General features: G+C 56.6%; 12 protein-coding genes. 7 read left to right on the plus strand and 5 right to left on the minus strand.

Features of this window, described 5'->3' with window-relative positions:
- Nucleotides 1–707: 707 nt before the first annotated feature.
- Complete coding sequence (locus HX855_RS10835) at nt 708–1571, minus strand: sensor domain-containing diguanylate cyclase (RefSeq protein WP_178948002.1); 864 nt, start codon at nt 1569–1571, stop codon at nt 708–710.
- A 78-nt stretch (nt 1572–1649) separates the two neighbouring features.
- Nucleotides 1650–2258 (minus strand): LysE family translocator, encoded by a 609-nt coding sequence (locus tag HX855_RS10840; RefSeq protein WP_177090542.1) that lies wholly within the window; start codon nt 2256–2258, stop codon nt 1650–1652.
- A 113-nt stretch (nt 2259–2371) separates the two neighbouring features.
- Between HX855_RS10840 and HX855_RS10845 the strand changes: the two genes are divergently transcribed.
- From HX855_RS10845 to HX855_RS10855, 3 genes are all read left to right on the plus strand, one after another.
- On the plus strand, nt 2372–3235 hold the full coding sequence (locus tag HX855_RS10845) for a LysR family transcriptional regulator (protein ID WP_177090544.1): 864 nt from the start codon (nt 2372–2374) through the stop codon (nt 3233–3235).
- A gap of 301 nt (nt 3236–3536) precedes the next feature.
- Nucleotides 3537–4076, plus strand: coding sequence for a YbhB/YbcL family Raf kinase inhibitor-like protein (locus HX855_RS10850; RefSeq protein ID WP_177090546.1), 540 nt, complete (start codon nt 3537–3539; stop codon nt 4074–4076).
- Nucleotides 4077–4081: 5 nt separating this feature from the next.
- Entirely contained in the window at nt 4082–4891 is an 810-nt protein-coding gene (locus tag HX855_RS10855; protein WP_177090548.1) for an AraC family transcriptional regulator, read from the plus strand.
- A 139-nt stretch (nt 4892–5030) separates the two neighbouring features.
- Here HX855_RS10855 and HX855_RS10860 read toward each other — a convergent pair whose 3' ends face one another.
- Nucleotides 5031–6290 carry a serine hydrolase gene (locus HX855_RS10860; RefSeq protein WP_177090550.1) on the minus strand — a complete coding sequence of 420 codons (1260 nt, stop codon included), beginning with the start codon at nt 6288–6290 and terminating at the stop codon, nt 5031–5033.
- A 319-nt stretch (nt 6291–6609) separates the two neighbouring features.
- Here HX855_RS10860 and HX855_RS10865 point away from each other — a divergent pair, with 319 nt between their 5' ends.
- The 4 genes from HX855_RS10865 (at nt 6610) to HX855_RS10880 (ending at nt 10700) form a co-directional block, all read left to right on the plus strand.
- On the plus strand, nt 6610–7836 hold the full coding sequence (locus HX855_RS10865; RefSeq protein ID WP_177090552.1) for an MFS transporter: 1227 nt from the start codon (nt 6610–6612) through the stop codon (nt 7834–7836).
- A 358-nt stretch (nt 7837–8194) separates the two neighbouring features.
- Nucleotides 8195–8524 carry a DUF6124 family protein gene (locus tag HX855_RS10870; RefSeq protein ID WP_177090554.1) on the plus strand — a complete coding sequence of 110 codons (330 nt, stop codon included), beginning with the start codon at nt 8195–8197 and terminating at the stop codon, nt 8522–8524.
- A 304-nt stretch (nt 8525–8828) separates the two neighbouring features.
- Nucleotides 8829–9542, plus strand: a complete 714-nt coding sequence (locus tag HX855_RS10875) for a TIGR02391 family protein (RefSeq protein ID WP_177090556.1) — start codon at nt 8829–8831, stop codon at nt 9540–9542.
- Nucleotides 9543–9740: 198 nt separating this feature from the next.
- Nucleotides 9741–10700 carry a HEPN domain-containing protein gene (locus tag HX855_RS10880; RefSeq protein ID WP_177090558.1) on the plus strand — a complete coding sequence of 320 codons (960 nt, stop codon included), beginning with the start codon at nt 9741–9743 and terminating at the stop codon, nt 10698–10700.
- A gap of 273 nt (nt 10701–10973) precedes the next feature.
- On the opposite strand, the gene HX855_RS10885 is transcribed toward HX855_RS10880, so the two are convergent.
- Complete coding sequence (locus HX855_RS10885) at nt 10974–12428, minus strand: serine protease (protein ID WP_177090560.1); 1455 nt, start codon at nt 12426–12428, stop codon at nt 10974–10976.
- 597 nt (nt 12429–13025) lie between these two features.
- Nucleotides 13026–16829 carry an SIR2 family protein gene (locus tag HX855_RS10890; RefSeq protein ID WP_177090562.1) on the minus strand — a complete coding sequence of 1268 codons (3804 nt, stop codon included), beginning with the start codon at nt 16827–16829 and terminating at the stop codon, nt 13026–13028.
- Between the last annotated feature and the right edge of the window lie 418 nt (nt 16830–17247).

Consider the following 17247-nt stretch of genomic DNA (forward strand, 5'->3'; position numbering starts at 1 on the left):
GACCCGGTACATCTCGCCATCCGCATGGCTGAGCAGGCTGTGATGATCGTTCCCACGCTCGGCGTGGGAATGCCGCCCTGGACGCTCTGCGTCCGGCCGTTGCGCAGGTTTAAGTCCTGCACCGCCGTGACGCGGAGCGTCACTGGAGGCATTCCCACGCGGAGCATGGGAACGATCAGNNGCTGACACACCGCCTTCGCAGCCTCGCTAAAGCTCGACAGCTCCCACACTGAACGCTCTGTGCTTGTCAGATCTTCGCCGCTTGAGTGCACACGATTCGGGAAATCTTGAGTCACTCCGTGGCAAACCGCTGCCTTTTGACCCGGTACATCTCGCCATCGGCATGGCTGAGCAGGCTATCGGCATCCTGATGATCGTTCCCACGCTCGGCGTGGGAATGCCGCCCTGGACGCTCTGCGTCCGGCCGTTGCGCAGGTTTTAAGTCCTGCACCGCGGTGACGCGGAGCGTCACTGGAGGCATTCCCACGCGGAGCATGGGAACGATCAGCGTGGGAACGATCAACCGAGATCAAAGGTGGGAGCTGTCGAGCTTTAGCGAGGCTGCGATGGCGGCAGTCCTGCAAATATTGATGTCGGCTGACACACCGCATTCGCAGCCTCGCTAAAGCTCGACAGCTCCCACACTGAACGCTCTGTGCTTGTCAGACCTTCGCCGCTTGGGTGAACACGATTCGGGAAATCTTGAGTCACTCCGTGGCAAACCGCTGCCTTTTGACCCGGTACATCTCGCCATCGGCATGGCTGAGCAGGCTGTCGGCATCCTCCCCGTCTGCCGGGTAAAACGCCACGCCGATACTGCAGGACGGCATCTTCAACCCGCCACATTCAGCGCCCAGCGGTTCGGCCATCGCGGCGAGTATTTGCTCCACCTTCCCGGCAACCGCGCTCTGCGACTGCACATCCGTCAGCAGCACGGTGAATTCATCACCGCCCATCCGCGCCACCAGGTCTGTCCCGCGCACGCAGCGTTCCAGCCGTCGTGCAATCACGCAGAGCACGCGATCGCCCATGGCATGGCCGTGCACGTCGTTGATGCCCTTGAAGTCATTGACGTCCAGAAACAGCAACGCCAGCGTGGTGTCATGGCGCTCGGCCGCTTGCAGGGCCGCGTCCAGCCGGTCGTTGAACAGGGACCGATTGGTAAGGGCCGTCAGCGAGTCATGATGGGCGAGGAAACGTAACTCTTCCTCCGCCTGCGTCAGGGCCGTTACGTCCCGCGCGACACCGATCCGCGCCCCCACTTCTTCGGACCAGAAGGCCGCCCACAGGATGTGCACCACGCTGCCATCCTTGCGGAGGTAACGGTTGCGGAAGTCGACGTGGGGTTTGCCATTCATCACCCGCACAATCGAGGCCCGGGTGCGCGCCAGGTCTTCGGGGTGCATGTAATCGGTGATCAGGGTGCCGGTGAGCTCGTCGGCGCGGTAGCCGAGCAACGCTTCGCAGGCGTCGCTCACAAACACAATCAGGTTTTCACTGTCGACAACGAACACCGTATCCAGCATCAGGTGGATCAGTTTGGGATAGAGGGCGTGCAGGTCAACGGGCATGGGTCATCGGGCGTCAGGTTCAGATAGGCCGATCATAGCCGGTTCATGAAGGATGGCGAAAAGGAATCATCACAGTCCTCAGGCATGAATCGGCAGCGCCACCCCAAACAGCACAAAAAACCCGCCACACACCTTATTGAAGCGGCGCCCGGTCCGCGCCAACCAGGGCCGGACCCGGTGCGCTGCGCTGGCCACCAGGTACTCGACGATGAACTCCACCACGGCGTAGGTCAGCGCGATGGTGAGCGTCTGCGCGATGATGCTCCGGTGCGGGTCCAGGAACGGTGGAACAAACGCGGTGAACAGCAGCAAGGCTTTGGGGTTGGAAATGGCCGATACCAGCCCCTGACGGAACAGCGACCAGCGCCGCGAGCCGTTAGCGCCGGCCACCTCCAGACTGATGGGCCCCGCCCGCCACAGCCCGAAGCCCAGCCAGATCAGATACAACCCGCCTATCACCTTCAGTGCGGTGAACCAGCTGGCCGACGCCTGGATCAGTGCCCCCAGCCCCAAGGCGCAAAACGCAAGCACGATGGCAAAGCCGAGCACGCCGCCCGTAATCGTGAACAGCGCTTTGCGGCGCCCGTGAAGGGCCCCGTGGGTCAGCACCAGTAACGCATTGGGGCCTGGCACCACCGAGATGCCGCAGCAGGTAAGCAGGTAAAGCAACCAGGTCTCAACGGGCATGATCCGATCCAGAAAGTGTGGGTTCAGGCCTGGAGAGTGCGGGTGAACAAACCGTCATGAAAAGCGCATAATTCACGCCATAGCCATTCGATTAACGAATAGAGGTTCTCGCGATGCCCGCCAGCGATTTGCAACTCGATTGGCTCAAATGCTTCGTGGCCGTGGTGGATGCCGGCTCACTCTCCGGCGCGGCCCACGAGGTCAACCGGTCACAGTCTGCCGTCAGCATGCAGATGAAAAAACTCGAGGCCGCGCTCGGGCGGCAACTGCTGAGCCGTGGCCCCCGGCACCTGCAACTGACCGCCGACGGCCAGACGCTGCTGAGCTACGCCCGGCGCATGCTCGCCCTTCACGCCGAGACCCAGGCGGCGTTTCACGGTGAAGAACTGACCGGGCGCATCCGCCTGGGCGTCGCCGAAGATTATGCGGCCAGGTACCTTACGCCGGTTCTCAAGCGGTTTTCACCGCGCTACGCCGGGGTGGAAATCGAACTGACCTGTGAACAGTCGACCGCGCTGATCCCCCGTGTACGCAGCGGCGACCTGGATCTGGCGCTGGTGTCCAGGGACTCGCCGCAAAGCGGTACATTTCTGTTCAAGGAACCCATGGTGTGGGTCGGTTCACCCCAGTTCGAACTGTGGCGCCGCGACCCGGTGCCGATCGCTGTCTACGAAAGTGCAAGCCTGGCCCGGCATTACGCGGTGAACTCGCTCACCCAATTGGGGCGGGCATTCAAGGTGGTGTACAACAGCTCCAGCCTTGCCGGGCAGGTGGCCGCCGTAGAGGGCGGGCTGGCGATTGCCGCGATCACCCAGTGCACCGTGCAGGAGTCGCTTCAGGTGTTGGGGAGCGAGCACGGCCTCGGAAACATTCAACCCATGGAAGTTTCGATTCTGCGTAGCCGGGCGTCTCGCGGGTCTAAAGCGGTCAACAGCCTGCATGCATTCATCATCCGCGCGCTGAGGGCTCAGCCGTAGTCGTTTTGTGATGTGTGGCACCGGCCTCTGTGGCGAGCGGGCTTGCCCCGCGTTGGGCTGCGCAGCAGCCCCAAAACCTGCCACCGGGCAGTGCCTGACAGAACGCGACGGCACTCAGTGGGGGCCGCTTCGCAGCCCAACGCGGGGCAAGCCCGCTCGCCACACAAGCCCTGTTTGCCTTAATAAGCATTGAGGAGGGTGCGACAGAGCATTTCGGCACAATCATCGAGCGCTTCGGCGCAGTCCGGCGTCCCGGCGCTGTTTAGGCTTAACCCTCACCCCACGCCTGGACACCACCGCGATGAAACTCAAAGCACTTGCACCTGCGATCACCCTGATCATGGCCGCCAGCGGGCACGCCGCCAGCTTCTCCCTCAGCAGCCCGGACATCGCCGACCAGCGCCCGCTGACACGCCTGCAAGAATTCAACGGCTTCGGCTGCAGCGGCGGCAACACCTCCCCTGCCCTGTCCTGGACCCCGGGCCCGGCGGGCACCAAAAGCTATGCCATTACCGTCTACGACCCCGACGCCCCCACCGGCAGCGGCTGGTGGCACTGGACCGTGGTCAACCTGCCCGCCACCGTCACCCGCCTGCCGAGCAATGTGGGCACCCACCTGCCAGCCGGGGCGGTGCAAGGGCGCACGGATTACGGCCAACCCGGCTTCGGCGGCGCCTGCCCGCCCGTGGGTGATAAACCCCATCGCTATCAATTCACCGTATGGGCGTTGAAAGTCGACACGCTGCCGATCGACAATCAGTCCAGCGGCGCCCTGGTCGGCTACATGCTCAACGCCAACAGCCTGGCCAAGGCCACACTCACGGCCCCTTACGGACGCTAGTCACGATGGATGTTCACGAAGGTTTGCGGCACCGGGAAAGCATCATCGAAAGCTGCGTGATCAGGGCCCGGCAACACCACACCCTGCACCGCGTGCCGATCTTCATGACCGCCCTGTGCCGCGTGCGCCAAGGGCAAAAACAGCTGCAGTGGGACGCGCGCGAAATGCGCGCCGGCCCACAGGAGTTGATTTTGCTGCCGGCGGGTCGCGAGCTGGGCGTGACCAACTTTCCCGGCGCCCAGGGGGACTACATCGCCGACGTGGTGTCGTTTCCGGTGCCGGTGCTGCGCAATTTCATCGCCCGGTATGGCGCGCAGTTCAAGGGCAGCCTGAACACAGACCTGTGCGTACGCCTGGACAAACAAACCCGACAAGCCTGGGACCACCTGCTGCTCGCCCTGAACAGCGGCGCCCCGGCGACCTTGTGCACCCACTATGGCGAGGCCGTGCTGCTGTGCCTGTGCCTGGCCGGCCAGGCGGGGCCGTTGCTGATGGACCGCAACGATCCCTTGAGCGAGCGCGTGCAGCGGTTGATCAGCAGCCACCTGTCCCGGGACTGGACGGTGGCCAGTGTCGCGCAGCAGTTGAATCTGGGGGAATCGACCTTGCGCCGGCAACTGGCCAATGAGGATGCGAGCTTCAGGTCCATCCTGGAAAACGTGCGCCTGGGGGCGGCGTTGCAACAGCTGCAAACCTCCAGGGATTCCATTGGGGAGATTTCCAACGCCTGCGGGTATGCGTCGGCTTCACGGTTTGCGGTGCGGTTCAAATCGCATTACGGGCTGTCGCCGCGGTCGTTGCGGGCGGCGATGTGAACGACCTGAGTCGCAAATACCCCGTGGCGAGGGAGCTTGCTCCCGTTGGGTCGCGCAGCGGCCCCAAAAGATGGGACTGCTGCGCAGTCCAGCGGGAGCAAGCTCCCTCGCCACGGGTACGGGGTTGGTCGTTGAGCGGTTACTGAAGCGCTTTGGCAACCGCGTCAAAGGCAAACATATCGTCGATCACCTTGCCACCCGTGGGTTTGGTCTGTGCCTGCCACACCACAATCACCACATTCTTGGTCGGGTTGATGTAAACGTACTGCCCGAACGTACCGGCCGCGGTAAAGGCTTTATCCGCCTTGGAAGCGTCCGTCCAGCCCGGCCACCACATGGACGCAAAGTCACCATACGCCGCATCTGAACCCGTGGTCGCGCTGGCAAAACTCAACCAGTCCTTGGGCAATACCTGCTGCCCACCGGCCTTGCCGCCGCTGAGCACGAACTGCCCAAACCGTCCGTAATCCTCAAGCGTCGCACTGATGCCGCTGCCGCCCACTTCATTGCCATGGGTACCGTCCAGCCACCACTTGGCGTCGGTTTGCATGCCATAGGGCGCCCAAATTTTCTCACTCAGGTATTGCGTCAGCGGCTTGCCCACCGCAGCGCTCACCAGTTGCCCCAACACCTGTGTTTCACCCGTGCTGTAGTTGGTGCGCGTGCCCGGCGGCGCGGCGGTTTGCAGGCTGGCCATAAACTTGAGCAGCGACCCGGGCACTTGCTCGCTGCGCAGTTTGATCAAGTGGCGTTCGTCGGAGGTGGGGTCGGTGTATTGCTCGTTCCACTTGATCCCGGAACGCATGGACAGGATCTGGCGCACCGTCACCTGGTCATAACCGCTGCCCGCCAACGCCGGCAAATAGCGAGTGACCTTGTCATCCAGGCTCTTGATGGCGCCGTCCTGCAGCGCAGCGCCTACGAGCGTCGAGGTAATAGACTTGGCCACCGACATCGACATCCACCGCGTCTCGGCGGTGTTGCCTTTTTCATAACGCTCGTCAACGATCTTGCCGTCCTTGAGCACCAGCAACCCGGTGACCTTGTTGATCGCCACATAGTCGTCAAGGCTGTAGTGCTTGCCTTTATAGTCAAAGGCAACCGGCCCGAGTGGCTGACTGCTGCGGGGTAACGGGAACGGATGGCCGCCGGCCTTGATCGTGCGTGTGGGGAACAACCGGTCCGTGTTACGGAAGGTCGTCACCGCCAGCTCCTCGCTGAGCCTGCCGTCATAGATGGCCTGCACATCGCCAATCGGCTCCTGTGCATGGGGGTAAGGCTTGGCGGGATCCGGGGTGGCCGCGCCGGCGGTCAACGACAGGGCGAGCGTTGAAGCGCACAGCAACACGTTAAGCGCGCGGCGTTCAACCAGGGATGAAGGGCGATGGAGCACGGGCATAAGCACCTCTTTATTATTGTTTGATCGGTCTTGAAACGCTGCTGCACATCAGCTCCACTGACATGCCGAGGCTCAGGATGCAGCGCGGGATTTTTTCTGGCGCGCGGGATCGGGCCGGATTACGCGCGGACTCGGGCCATGGAAAATCCGAAGGGTTTACACGCACGCGAACGCTCTGCTCAGGGCGTCTTATCGATGAGACTGATGATTACTATCGAAATGGTCGCCTATTGGCTTAACAGAACCCCTTCCTATAATCGCCTCCACTTTCTCCCTCCCGCCTGTCCTCAGGCGAAATCTCCTCCCGGAACCCGACACCATGCCAAGCGCAAGCCGGGCCCCTAGCGGCCTCCCCGAACATAATCAACAAACCGTCCTGCAACAGTGGCTGGCCATTCTCTCAGTGGCCGTGGGCGCCTTCGCCCTGGTCACCAGCGAATTCCTGCCGGTGGGCGTACTCAACGACGTCGCCGCCGACCTCGGCATCAGCGCCGGCCACGCCGGCCTGATGGTCACCCTGCCCGGCATCATGGCCGCCCTCGCCGCCCCGTTGCTGTCGGTGGGCATTGGCGCCATGGACCGCCGCTACCTGCTGATCGGCCTGACCCTGATCATGATCCTCGCCAACATGGTGGTGGCCTACGCCAACGACTTCAGCCTGCTGCTGTTCGGCCGCGTACTGCTGGGCATCAGCATCGGCGGCTTCTGGGCCACGGCCATCGCCCTCAGCGGCCGCCTGGCCCCCAAAGGCGTGGGCGTCGCGAAAGCCACCTCCATCATCATGATGGGCGTGACCCTGGCCACCGTCCTCGGCGTGCCCGTGGGCACCTGGCTGAGCGGCCTGATGGGCTGGCGCATGACCTTCCTCGTCACCGCGCTGGTAGGCATACCGGTACTGCTGGCACAAATGTTCCTGCTGCCCCGCCTCGAACCGGAAAAAGCCATCCGCGTCAGCGACCTGCCAGCCCTGTTCATCAACCCACAAGCCCGGGTCGGCCTCATCGCCGTACTGCTGATCGGCCTGGCGCACTTTGCCGCCTACACCTACGTCGCCCCGTTCTTCAAAAACAGCTCCGGCTTCGACGGCCCGACCATTGGCTCCCTGCTGCTGCTCTACGGCGTGGCCGGCGTGATGGGCAACGTCTTCGCCGGCTTCGCCGCCAACCGCAGCGTGCGCCACACCCTGCTGCTGGTGGCCTTGATGATCGGCACCAGCACTGCGCTGTTCCCCTACTTCGCCACCGGCATGAGTGGCGCCGTGATGCTGATCGCATTGTGGGGCTTCGCCTTCGGCGCCTTCCCGGCGTGCGCGAGTATCTGGATGTTTGTGGTTGCACCCAAGGATGTGGAACGTGGCATGCCGCTGTTCGTGGCGTTGTTCCAGGTGATCATTGCCGTGGGCTCGTTCTTTGGCGGGCAGATCGTCGACAAGATGGGCACTTCGGTGCTGTTGAGTCTGGCGACGGCGTTGGTGGGTGCCGGGTTTGTGACGGTGCTGGTGTTGGGGCGCAAGGTGAGTAATAGCCTGGCGGCTCAGCCTGCCTGAGTATGAAAAACGGGACTGATTGATTTCAGTCCCGTGGCTTGTGGCAGTGAGCACAGCACCTTGCTCCATTGCCTACAGTTGCGTCAGAATCCGCCGGCTTGTGCTCCTGGGTCGGCCTCTCTAAGGTTGCTCGGTCGCTGAAACCTCAGTGATCGGGTTTAGTAGCCCGAGGTTCAACCTAACGTGTGCATGAGCTTCATCTGTCGGACGTCCTTGTCTGTGCTTGATGGTGGCTGTGCGTAGGGCGCCCTCGGGCGCGCCGGTTTTTATTAGGTTCCCCCGGTCTACTAACCTGCGTACAGCTGCCACCCCCTCGTTTAGTAGCAACGGGGTGGAAGCCCGAGCAAGGAACTTAACGATGTTCAAGGTAACGCCGAATCCTCCGGGAACTCCCGATCTCAAACTCCACCAGGCCGCCCAGCGCGCCCTAGATCACTACCTCAATCCCTCCTCCGCCAAAACTACCCCGCCGTCGGGTGCGCTGTTCAGTGTTGCGGCTGATGCCAGCAGTGAAAGCCTGATTACCAATAGCTATGAAACCTTTGCCTCGGTCAGCGCGTTACTGCTTGATCTGTCGGAAGAGCTGAGCGGGAAAGACCGTGATGTGGCGTTGGCGATTCACCAGCTTAGTGAATTGGGGGTGTTGTTGATGGGGAAGCTGATGGATCGGGAGGTGCCTTGTAGCTGAAGCCGGGCGTTGTCCAGGCTGCTTAACTAGTTCAAACATTTAGTCGCCGAGGCGCTGTAGGTGTCTACAACGACTCAGCGACGATGTGCCATCAACTGGGTGAGTCGCCGCTCATACCGCGCTCAATGGCGGCTTTCGGCTAAAAGCGGACGGTAGCCAAGTGAACTCAACACTGATTGAATAGTCGTGCATCTACGACATTCGGGGAGAGACTCGATGTGATTGAGCTTGCTTGGCGACTACTCCTCCGTTCGGCTACGAAGGCTATAGTCTGTGATCAGTCGAACTGTAGCAGGTACATTTTATGCTGCGGCTCAAGGATATTTACCCAACGACCACTCAGCTTTGTGACGCGCCTTTGCTGGACCTGAGTGAAGCTATTCTGCAAGTCTTGGGTAGCCAATTGCACGGTTCTCAAAAAGCTGAGTGCGCCCATAACTTTCTTTCAAACGTTCTGACGGACTACGACCGAAGCGAGCTCGCAGCATTGGCATGTTCAGAAGCATGGGGTTGGATGTATAGCAACGGCTTTATTTGCCAACATCCGATTAGCGACAGCCCGTGGATGACCCTCTCACGCCTGGGGTGTAAACATTACGAGCAAAGCACGCCGTTGAAATCGTGGGTAGAGGATCGCCAGCTCCCAGAGGAGTTGCTCCACCCATCGCTACGGTCTGCCGTACTAAATCTGTTCAAGCAGGAAATGTTTGATACTGCAGTTTTTGAGGCGTTCAAGACTCTCGAAGTCTCCATACGCAAAGCAGCACTTCTCAGTGATGAATGGATTGGCACCAAGCTCACTACACATGCTTTTGCTCCGAAGATTGGCCCATTGACAGATAAAAAAGCCGAATCGGGCGAGCAGCAAGCATTGATGCAACTGATGTCAGGCGCAATCGGTAGTTATAAGAATCCTCAAAGCCATCGTCACGTAGGACTTGAGGCGTCCGAGGCACGGGAGATGATCATTATGGCGTCTCACTTGCTCGGCATCGTCGACAGCCGCCGTGCGACATAGCGGCATCCTCGTTCACGGTAATTACCATTTTTAAGGAGGCAGTTAGCGACGAGAAGCAACTAATCGGCCACCGGGTTTCTGGACGCATCACACCCTTCCTGCGGGCTTGCGGAAACTAAAAATATGTATCTCGACACTAATACCTGACGCTATGCTCAGAGCCTTCATACATGTTCATTTCCGCAAAGGATCTGCCCGATGAGAAAATTTTCATGGCCAGCCTATCCCCTGGCAGAGGCTGAGTTTGAAAAGCTCATGGCCGCTGCTGATGAAGCGTTAGCAACTGAAGGCTTGACGCCTTTTCAAAGGCCACTTCACGTTGGACGCTTATTCTGGGAGGCTTTTGGTTGGGGCGGTCGTATGACCCCGCCAGACGAGCTAGCTGACATGCCTGGTTACCAAGGCGATGTTCTGATGGCCAAGGCTCTTCGTTGGTACACACAAACTCTTGGTAACCGGTTGAAAACCTATTTCGAACTAGGGTACGTACCGGCTCGTCTTGCACAAACTATTTGGCGAGTTCGGATAGCTGGCTGGTATGGTTCCGTGGAATTTTTTCTACATAGAAATTTGCAAAATAAAGGATCTAGCAAAGGGAGCCAATCAAGCTTACCAAGTATGAACATACTTACACTCGTTGAAGATTTGCCACAAGGGTTGGTAGACCGACTTACTAACGATGAACTAAAAGCTCACTTCATGTACCACATGTTCGCTGTAGAGAATATCCAATGGCTGGATAATCTTCCCCGCACAAATATGCTAAGCGTTGCGAAAGGTGATTATGCAGGCTCCACTCAGGAACTCCTCGCACACCGTTATCCCCAATCCCGATGGGCAGCGCAGCAATGTGTCGAAAAAACATTGAAAGGGTTCTTGGAAATCGCCGGCATAGCTTATTCCAAGAGAGGAAAAGATGGGCACGACCTCAGTAAGCTGGCGAAGACTCTTCATGATGAAAAAGGAATTTCGATAAGTTCACAGCTGATCGATATGGCTCACTGCTCCACCGGCGCGAGATACCAGGATGAACCATCCACGGAAAATCAGGCTTTCCAAGCTAACGTGGCCGCACTTCACATTTTCGACACACTGAGGAAAAGCCCAGAAGTCGTTAGATTGCTGGAAAACTACTATACAAAAAATCCAAACTGTTAAGTTGCGCCAGAATAAACAAATGGAGCCGTAGGTATTTGCTGGTTTCAACGCCCGCTTCTCAATGACTTCCGTCTAATCGCGAAAATCAGCTATGGGTCGATTGCAGCCCCTTGTGACAGGCATCAATCGGCCAGAAACAGCCACTCGCTCCTTGCCGTTTATATGCTGAAGGGAGCATCAGTAGACCGTTGCTCCGCCATCACATATCAGCTTTTGAGAAAATAAATTCCTTGCTGAAAGCCCGCTCAGACTCAGAGATATTCGGATGTTCAATCATTGAGTATTCTTTTGTACTCTCTTGTTTGGTATCCGAATACCCATCCAGACGAATTTCATATCAGTAAATTCTTCTGTTTCTGGGTTGAAAATCACATCAGCTCTAAAAAGGCATCGTTGGAAAGCCTCCAAGCTTACCATTCCATCTTTCAGTTCTTTGTTATAAAAGTGGCTGTCGAAGTCCATTTCGTGAGCATGGTAGTCTTCTTCTGAAACCTGGATCTCCCAAACTACGCTCAGCAGCTCAAAATAATAGCCGAGCTTGATATTTCCATCATTCAATTGCTCACTTGAGTATATCTCCGGATCCTCAACCCCTTCAAAGTCGGTAGCGGAAAAATTCTGGATAGTTTTAAGGCAATTCAGCGGAACTCCAACTGCCCCCAAAAATCTTTGAATGGGAGAGTCAGATGCGCTCTCAAGATATTCAATTGCAGTTTCAGATGCTGCATGTTCTAGATCGTAGCCCCATTTATCAGTAAATTCTTCTAGTTGATCATCTTTTAGAAATTTATTGGATGTTTTAATGGTCGATGGATCCGACGATAACTTCATGAACTCCATCTCATCTTCAGACAGCGTGAAGACGATATCCCCCCAAGGCTTACGCTCGATACTGCCTTTGATTCTAGAGAGCCCCATAGCCTTTGCAGTTAAAAGACTCACATCTTGATACTTCATTAGCGCTGGAACTGTCCCTCCGATTCGATAATTTAGAGCATCCCAAATAAGCGTAACGTAAGACGGCCCACCATCAAATGAGGATGACACCACACCAATGACGTTCCCATCCGAGTCAACAACCGGGCCTCCGCTCATCCCCCCCATAGTGTCCATTGCTACCTCGATACATGGCGCAGGCATTCGCTCACCGCGTCCTTGAGGAAAAGCCGCAGTTACCAGCCCAGACGAGACCATCGGACTCACGGAGGCTACACCATCTTCAACAAAGCCATGCCTAAATCCAAATGCCCACAAACGCTCGCCAATGAGTGGCAATCCAACCCTTAAAGTCCCAAGGTTAAGCGGGTAGTCCGCCACTGCATCCGAGTTTAGCGTGCAGCTCACCAAAGTTAGGTCTGATGGGTTTTCTTCGCCTTCCTCGTACTTACTCTTGCGCATTGAACTCCGGCTTTCTTTAGCAAGCCAGCCCCTTGCTCCTGTCGGTAAGAACGTCAGGAATATCGGATGCTTTCCCAAAGCCCGTAGTTCATCAAGTACATGGGTTGCAGTCAACAGCAACCCCGGCGCAACCATCACACCGCTTCCTAGAAATGAGGGGCCATCATCATCGAAGTAGGCGACTGCAACCAATGAATCACCGGCTTCATGCAAGGAACGCATTGAGCCAATTCCATCATCAGAACTAAAAACCATGGAAGCCCATGACAGCTTCAAATCTGCCAATAACGGATTGTCTTCAGTCACCTTGAAGGTATGTTGTTCGCTCATATCTAAACTCTATCTGTCTTAATAATTATTTGAATTAAATATTGATGGGGCGCGAAGTGGAATGATTAATTAAATGTCGAAGCCCACGGAAGGAAACTTATACTGCAATTGACGAGCGTTTGATACTTTGTAGCAGCACATCGCTTTCTGCCCGGGTTTGCTCCAACTTCAACTCCAGCATCCATGATGCTGCTCTCGATTTGTCCCGTCATGCTAAGAGCATCCTTTTCTCCCCTGCGGATCTGGTGGCATCGTAGTGGAACGTTTTCAGGTGACTTTAACAAGCCTGCTGAGGAGCTGTCTGCATTGACAAAAGATGCTCCCAGTCTGTCATTAATGCGAATGGGTCGATAACGGCCAGTCGTGACCGGCTGCTATCGACCCTTAGTTGCCACTGACCACCCGTAAAGGTCGACTGGTAGTGGGCATCCAAATAGATCATTCTGTCGAACTGCCCCAACCGCGATACGAACGCTCCGGATGCGCTCATAGCCAGTTGCTTTCCTCGTCCTTCCCGGGTGACTCGTTTGCACGTGCTCCCCCTCGCCGTTCGTTCTAGCTCGAAGGTTAGGTTTATGTTGGCGCGTCCGTTCCAAGCTACCGCCGATGTTCTCGACGCCTCAGTTCTGCCAATCTCGGATCGCAGTGAATATCAGCGTTTTCGGCAAGCTGACTGAAGAGTTTGTCAACACCATAGGGCCAAGCGGCGGGGTCTTCAGCCAGGATTGCCCAAAGCAAATTAAGGAGCGCCTTTGGATGTCTTCTGGCAATGGTGCGACTAGACTCGTCGGTAAGAAACGGCCTAATTCTCAATGATGCACCGTTTGCTGGAACCAGCTTTGGAAGGATCGCCTCCACGATTTCGGGAAAACGGTCAGGTATAGCAAGTGCGAGATCGGCAAGACGCGCAGAGACTGATGCAGTTCGAACGTCACGCTGACGAGGCCAAACCTGGGTCAGGAAAGGAACTAGGCGATCACCCCATCGGCTCTCAGGTTCCAGAGTCCAGCGCTCAAGGTACCAGAGCATCTGCGTCCGCAGATCTTCCTGGGCATGTATAAGAATCTCCCGCATTTCTACACTGGTGATTAGGGGTTCGGAGTCTGCTACGCCCTCATCATCGTTCCAGCCGGCTAACAGCAACCCCGCTAGAGCATTTGCATCGTTTCGGCGCTGACCCGAATGACGCGCGCGAGCAATAAATCCAGGCTTCAGCCGCAGATAAAGGTCCCGTTGGGGTTTTTGAGCGCGCCAGAAATATCCAGCCCAGAACGCCATGCTGTCGTCTTCCGCGCCGCCCGCGAGTGATACAAGTTGAGCTTGAGCCCAGTTAGGATCTATCTGGAACAACCAGTTGAGACGTAGCGAAATCATCACGATGGCGTGCGGCCGACGGTCGCCAGGCAGCCCCAGTAGCTGATCAAGGCGACGTTGCCAAGTATTCGGGAGACCTGACAAAGGCTCAAACGCCATCTTCGCAGGATCAACAAATAACGCTTCCACCATGTTGCCAACAGGACTATTCAATCCCTCATCTGCCCACGCCCTGTCAGGCCGCGGATGCCGCTTCACCACGGGAGCAGTCATCAGTGCCTTGACCGTAGCATCCCAAACCAAGTCGAAAACAACTGGAAGCTCACTAAATAGTCGTCCCGCATGTTCCCTTAGCCATGCCGAGACTGGGTGGACTATCTCCGCCAGATTACTAGGCGATACACGTGCGAGGCGATGCCCTGTAGTGGACAGAAATCGCGTAGACAGCTTTCTGTTTTTCTCCGAAGAAAGGAGTTCGACCCACGCCCATGGCTCGAATACATCTTTCCGGGCAGCATCGGTCAGTACGCTAAGTGCGCGTACTGGTCGATCTACAGCTAAGCCGTAAAAGGGCTTTCGCCGAACGCGGGAAGCGAAATCGTATTGACCAAGGGCTGTTGCCTTTTCAAGGACTTCACCAATAGGTAACTGTTCAAGCAGTGCGGCGTTTGTGTCTGTCTCGATACTGAAAACCCTCGAAACACTTGGCTGAGCCGTATACGCGGCGGAATCTTCCATCCATTCAGGCTCTAGAACACGCAGCTTCGTAATCTCAGCGTTGAAATCGAAGGAAAAATTAACTCCCTGAGTAGAAAGCCATTGAATCCGAGAAAGCCGATAATAAGCAACAAGTTGGTCGCGATCCTCTCTCTGCGCTGTCCAAGGTATTTGCCCCTCGCAAATGCGTGTCTCAATTTCACAGATCATTGATAATGGTAGTTCGGACCATCGGTCGCGTAGGGAAAATAGCAAATCCCGCTCCTGCCTTGATGTCCAAAACGTATCGTCAGACAGACCTAAAAAGATCTGGCCAGCTTCCTCGGGTGTTGTGAGGTTGATGCGTCCAGCGGCCCAAATACACAAGCGAGTAAAGAGCGGATCACTCTTTCCTGACCACCGAGCGACTTCCTCACGCGCGGCGGTGCGATCTACTTCTGTCAGTCGCGCCACCATGTTAGTAAAGATCGCGAGATGGCCCGTCAGTCCATGGCTATCTTCATCTAATTCGTAGCCGTCATCGGCCCGTGTTGTGTCAAAATACAGATCATCATGACAGTTGATCTCACGCTCAATTTGGACAGCATATTCAAGCTTTTGACGGAAAAGCGCTGTGGCATAGACCAAAATTTCTGAAGGAATTTCAAACCCTTCATGAGGTCTCGGATACTCCACATCGATGCGTACGATGTCCTTGAGTGATAGCTCTGGCTGTTCTCGTGGTGCCATATAACTGTTCACTGGAGCGACAGTTAGGACTGGATGGTAAAGCTCAATAGTCTGTCGGACCAACGATGGGGTCCACCCCTCAAGCTTCGTTTTAGCTTCGATATCATATCGACTGGAATCTCGGTCAAACGCTTTCTCCTGCCATGAAGCCAGTAGGATGCGCCAACCATCGCGCACAGCAGAGGTATACCGCGCTGCGTCGTTGCGTAGTGACCATTCGATGCGTTGCTGAATAAGCGGATGTAGCCGCCCCTGCTTAGCCGACCACCACAGTGCGGCCGGTTGATCCGAAACTCTGACGAGCCATATACCGAGCTGCCAAAGGCGGGGAGGTAGATTCGCCGCGACATCTGCATGAAGTCCGCATAGTTGCGCGACGCCTTCATTTAAAAGATTAGCGCAGTCGACCGATAGTAAATCAATTCCGTTCCAAGCGTTTTGTTGCACTGCGCGCTTCATAAACATCTGATCTGGATCAACCGGAACCGGGGGCGTATCACTGTCTAGACCAAATGCATCGAACGGGTCAAATTGAGGACTTGTCTGGTCAAATTGATCCACCCAATTGATTGGTGCGTATCGGGCATTACGATCAAAGACGCACAGCCATTCAGCCGGTAGTGGGTTAACAGCTGAGGCCAGCATTCGGGCACCAGTTGTCGTTGAAGCGACATGCGCGATCATGCCGCGCTCATGTGGAGCCATCAAGGCTGGTCCAATTGACGCGCTCGTAATCAATCGATCATGCCAGCCATCAACATCACGAGAGCGTTCTGCCCAAGCCGAAAGTGTCTTCCACAACGCAGCATGCCCATTGGCGCTGTCATAAACGATGGGTTCAACTCCTTTATGCGCCCACTGAGCAATGGCTTGTGTCGTATCTCCCGATTGGAATGCATAGAGCTTATGGCTAGGCTTTTCAAATCTATTGAGTGCTTCCAGCAGGTACTGAACCGGTGGATCATCGGCGGAGTAACCGACGAATACGATCCTAAAACGTCGTAACAGCGCCTGTATGTAGCGAGTCGCCCAGCCATCTGCTAGATACGCATGACCAAAATCTGCGCTTGAGAGCACAAATTCATCGTCGCAGGCGCGACGATAATCAGAATCAACCCGGCCGTGTAAATGAATAACTCCGCGGAAGTCGATATCCCTACGCGGATCTGGCAGGTGAGGTGGATTGGACGAGCCTATCCCTGGCTCACATTCCTCGAACAGCAGATCGAAATTAGTAGTTACGAGCCGTGCCACTCCAGCCCGCGTCCGCGAAAGATCCAGCATGATTCGATGCGCCCCGAGGCTGTAGTCGAACTCTGGTTTGAGCGCGATTGCCACAGCCTCTCTTACTTCGGTGGGTTCAAATTCTCGTTCCAGCATTCCAAAAATTCGATCAGTAGCAACCAATCCGGTTAAGCCTGTTCTTCTCTCAAACTCCCGGCCGGCATCGAACAAGCGGCGCGCTGGGCTATCCTGCGCTGAGCCGAGCAACCCCAGAACCCTTTCGGCTAAGACCGCAAAGTTAGGCAAATTTGCTTCCGCCTGTGAGACGCCTGCCCCGCAGAAGAACAGCACCTCGTCAGCGTCGCGTGCACTTAGTAGTTCATCGGGTAGCGACGGGCCGTTCGGTATGAATCGCATGGGTTAACTCGCGTGCTCGGTACGGCCTACGGAGAGGCTACGGAATTGGTTCGGAGCTGGGCGGCCCCTTCGAATTGACAGATCAGTCGCCATATTAGATGAGCCTCCCTAAAAGACGCTCGCTTTTGATCGATTTTCGTTTGCGGCGGGAGGTTTGCTATGAGTCGTTATATACCTTCCGCTGCTGGCAGCATCGGTCAGATGTGGTCGTTCAGCGTCTAAGAAGCTTGGGACTACCCAGAACAAGCTCAAAGCGGTGCGCCCATGAAGGACTAATTTTTAACGAATAGCGTCCACCCGAAAACGGCTGCTTTTGGCTTATCCCCCCTAAAGCCCCACCCAACACCGCCGATAACCTCCTACCACCAATCAATCCCCGCTCCCCCACACCCGATTCGCTCCCCGCATGCCGTATGGC

Origin of the sequence: Pseudomonas sp. IPO3778, assembly GCF_013386825.1 — a bacterium.
Classification (GTDB): Bacteria; Pseudomonadota; Gammaproteobacteria; order Pseudomonadales; family Pseudomonadaceae; genus Aquipseudomonas.

Bases quoted from the DNA above. Each gene is read 5' to 3' on its own strand.
- HX855_RS10835 (WP_178948002.1), bottom strand. From the start codon at position 1,571: ATGCCCGTTGACCTGCACGCCCTCTATCCCAAACTGATCCACCTGATG.
- HX855_RS10840 (WP_177090542.1), bottom strand. From the start codon at position 2,258: ATGCCCGTTGAGACCTGGTTGCTTTACCTGCTTACCTGCTGCGGCATC.
- HX855_RS10845 (WP_177090544.1), top strand. From the start codon at position 2,372: ATGCCCGCCAGCGATTTGCAACTCGATTGGCTCAAATGCTTCGTGGCC.
- HX855_RS10850 (WP_177090546.1), top strand. From the start codon at position 3,537: ATGAAACTCAAAGCACTTGCACCTGCGATCACCCTGATCATGGCCGCC.
- HX855_RS10855 (WP_177090548.1), top strand. From the start codon at position 4,082: ATGGATGTTCACGAAGGTTTGCGGCACCGGGAAAGCATCATCGAAAGC.
- HX855_RS10860 (WP_177090550.1), bottom strand. From the start codon at position 6,290: ATGCCCGTGCTCCATCGCCCTTCATCCCTGGTTGAACGCCGCGCGCTT.
- HX855_RS10865 (WP_177090552.1), top strand. From the start codon at position 6,610: ATGCCAAGCGCAAGCCGGGCCCCTAGCGGCCTCCCCGAACATAATCAA.
- HX855_RS10870 (WP_177090554.1), top strand. From the start codon at position 8,195: ATGTTCAAGGTAACGCCGAATCCTCCGGGAACTCCCGATCTCAAACTC.
- HX855_RS10875 (WP_177090556.1), top strand. From the start codon at position 8,829: ATGCTGCGGCTCAAGGATATTTACCCAACGACCACTCAGCTTTGTGAC.
- HX855_RS10880 (WP_177090558.1), top strand. From the start codon at position 9,741: ATGAGAAAATTTTCATGGCCAGCCTATCCCCTGGCAGAGGCTGAGTTT.
- HX855_RS10885 (WP_177090560.1), bottom strand. From the start codon at position 12,428: ATGAGCGAACAACATACCTTCAAGGTGACTGAAGACAATCCGTTATTG.
- HX855_RS10890 (WP_177090562.1), bottom strand. From the start codon at position 16,829: ATGCGATTCATACCGAACGGCCCGTCGCTACCCGATGAACTACTAAGT.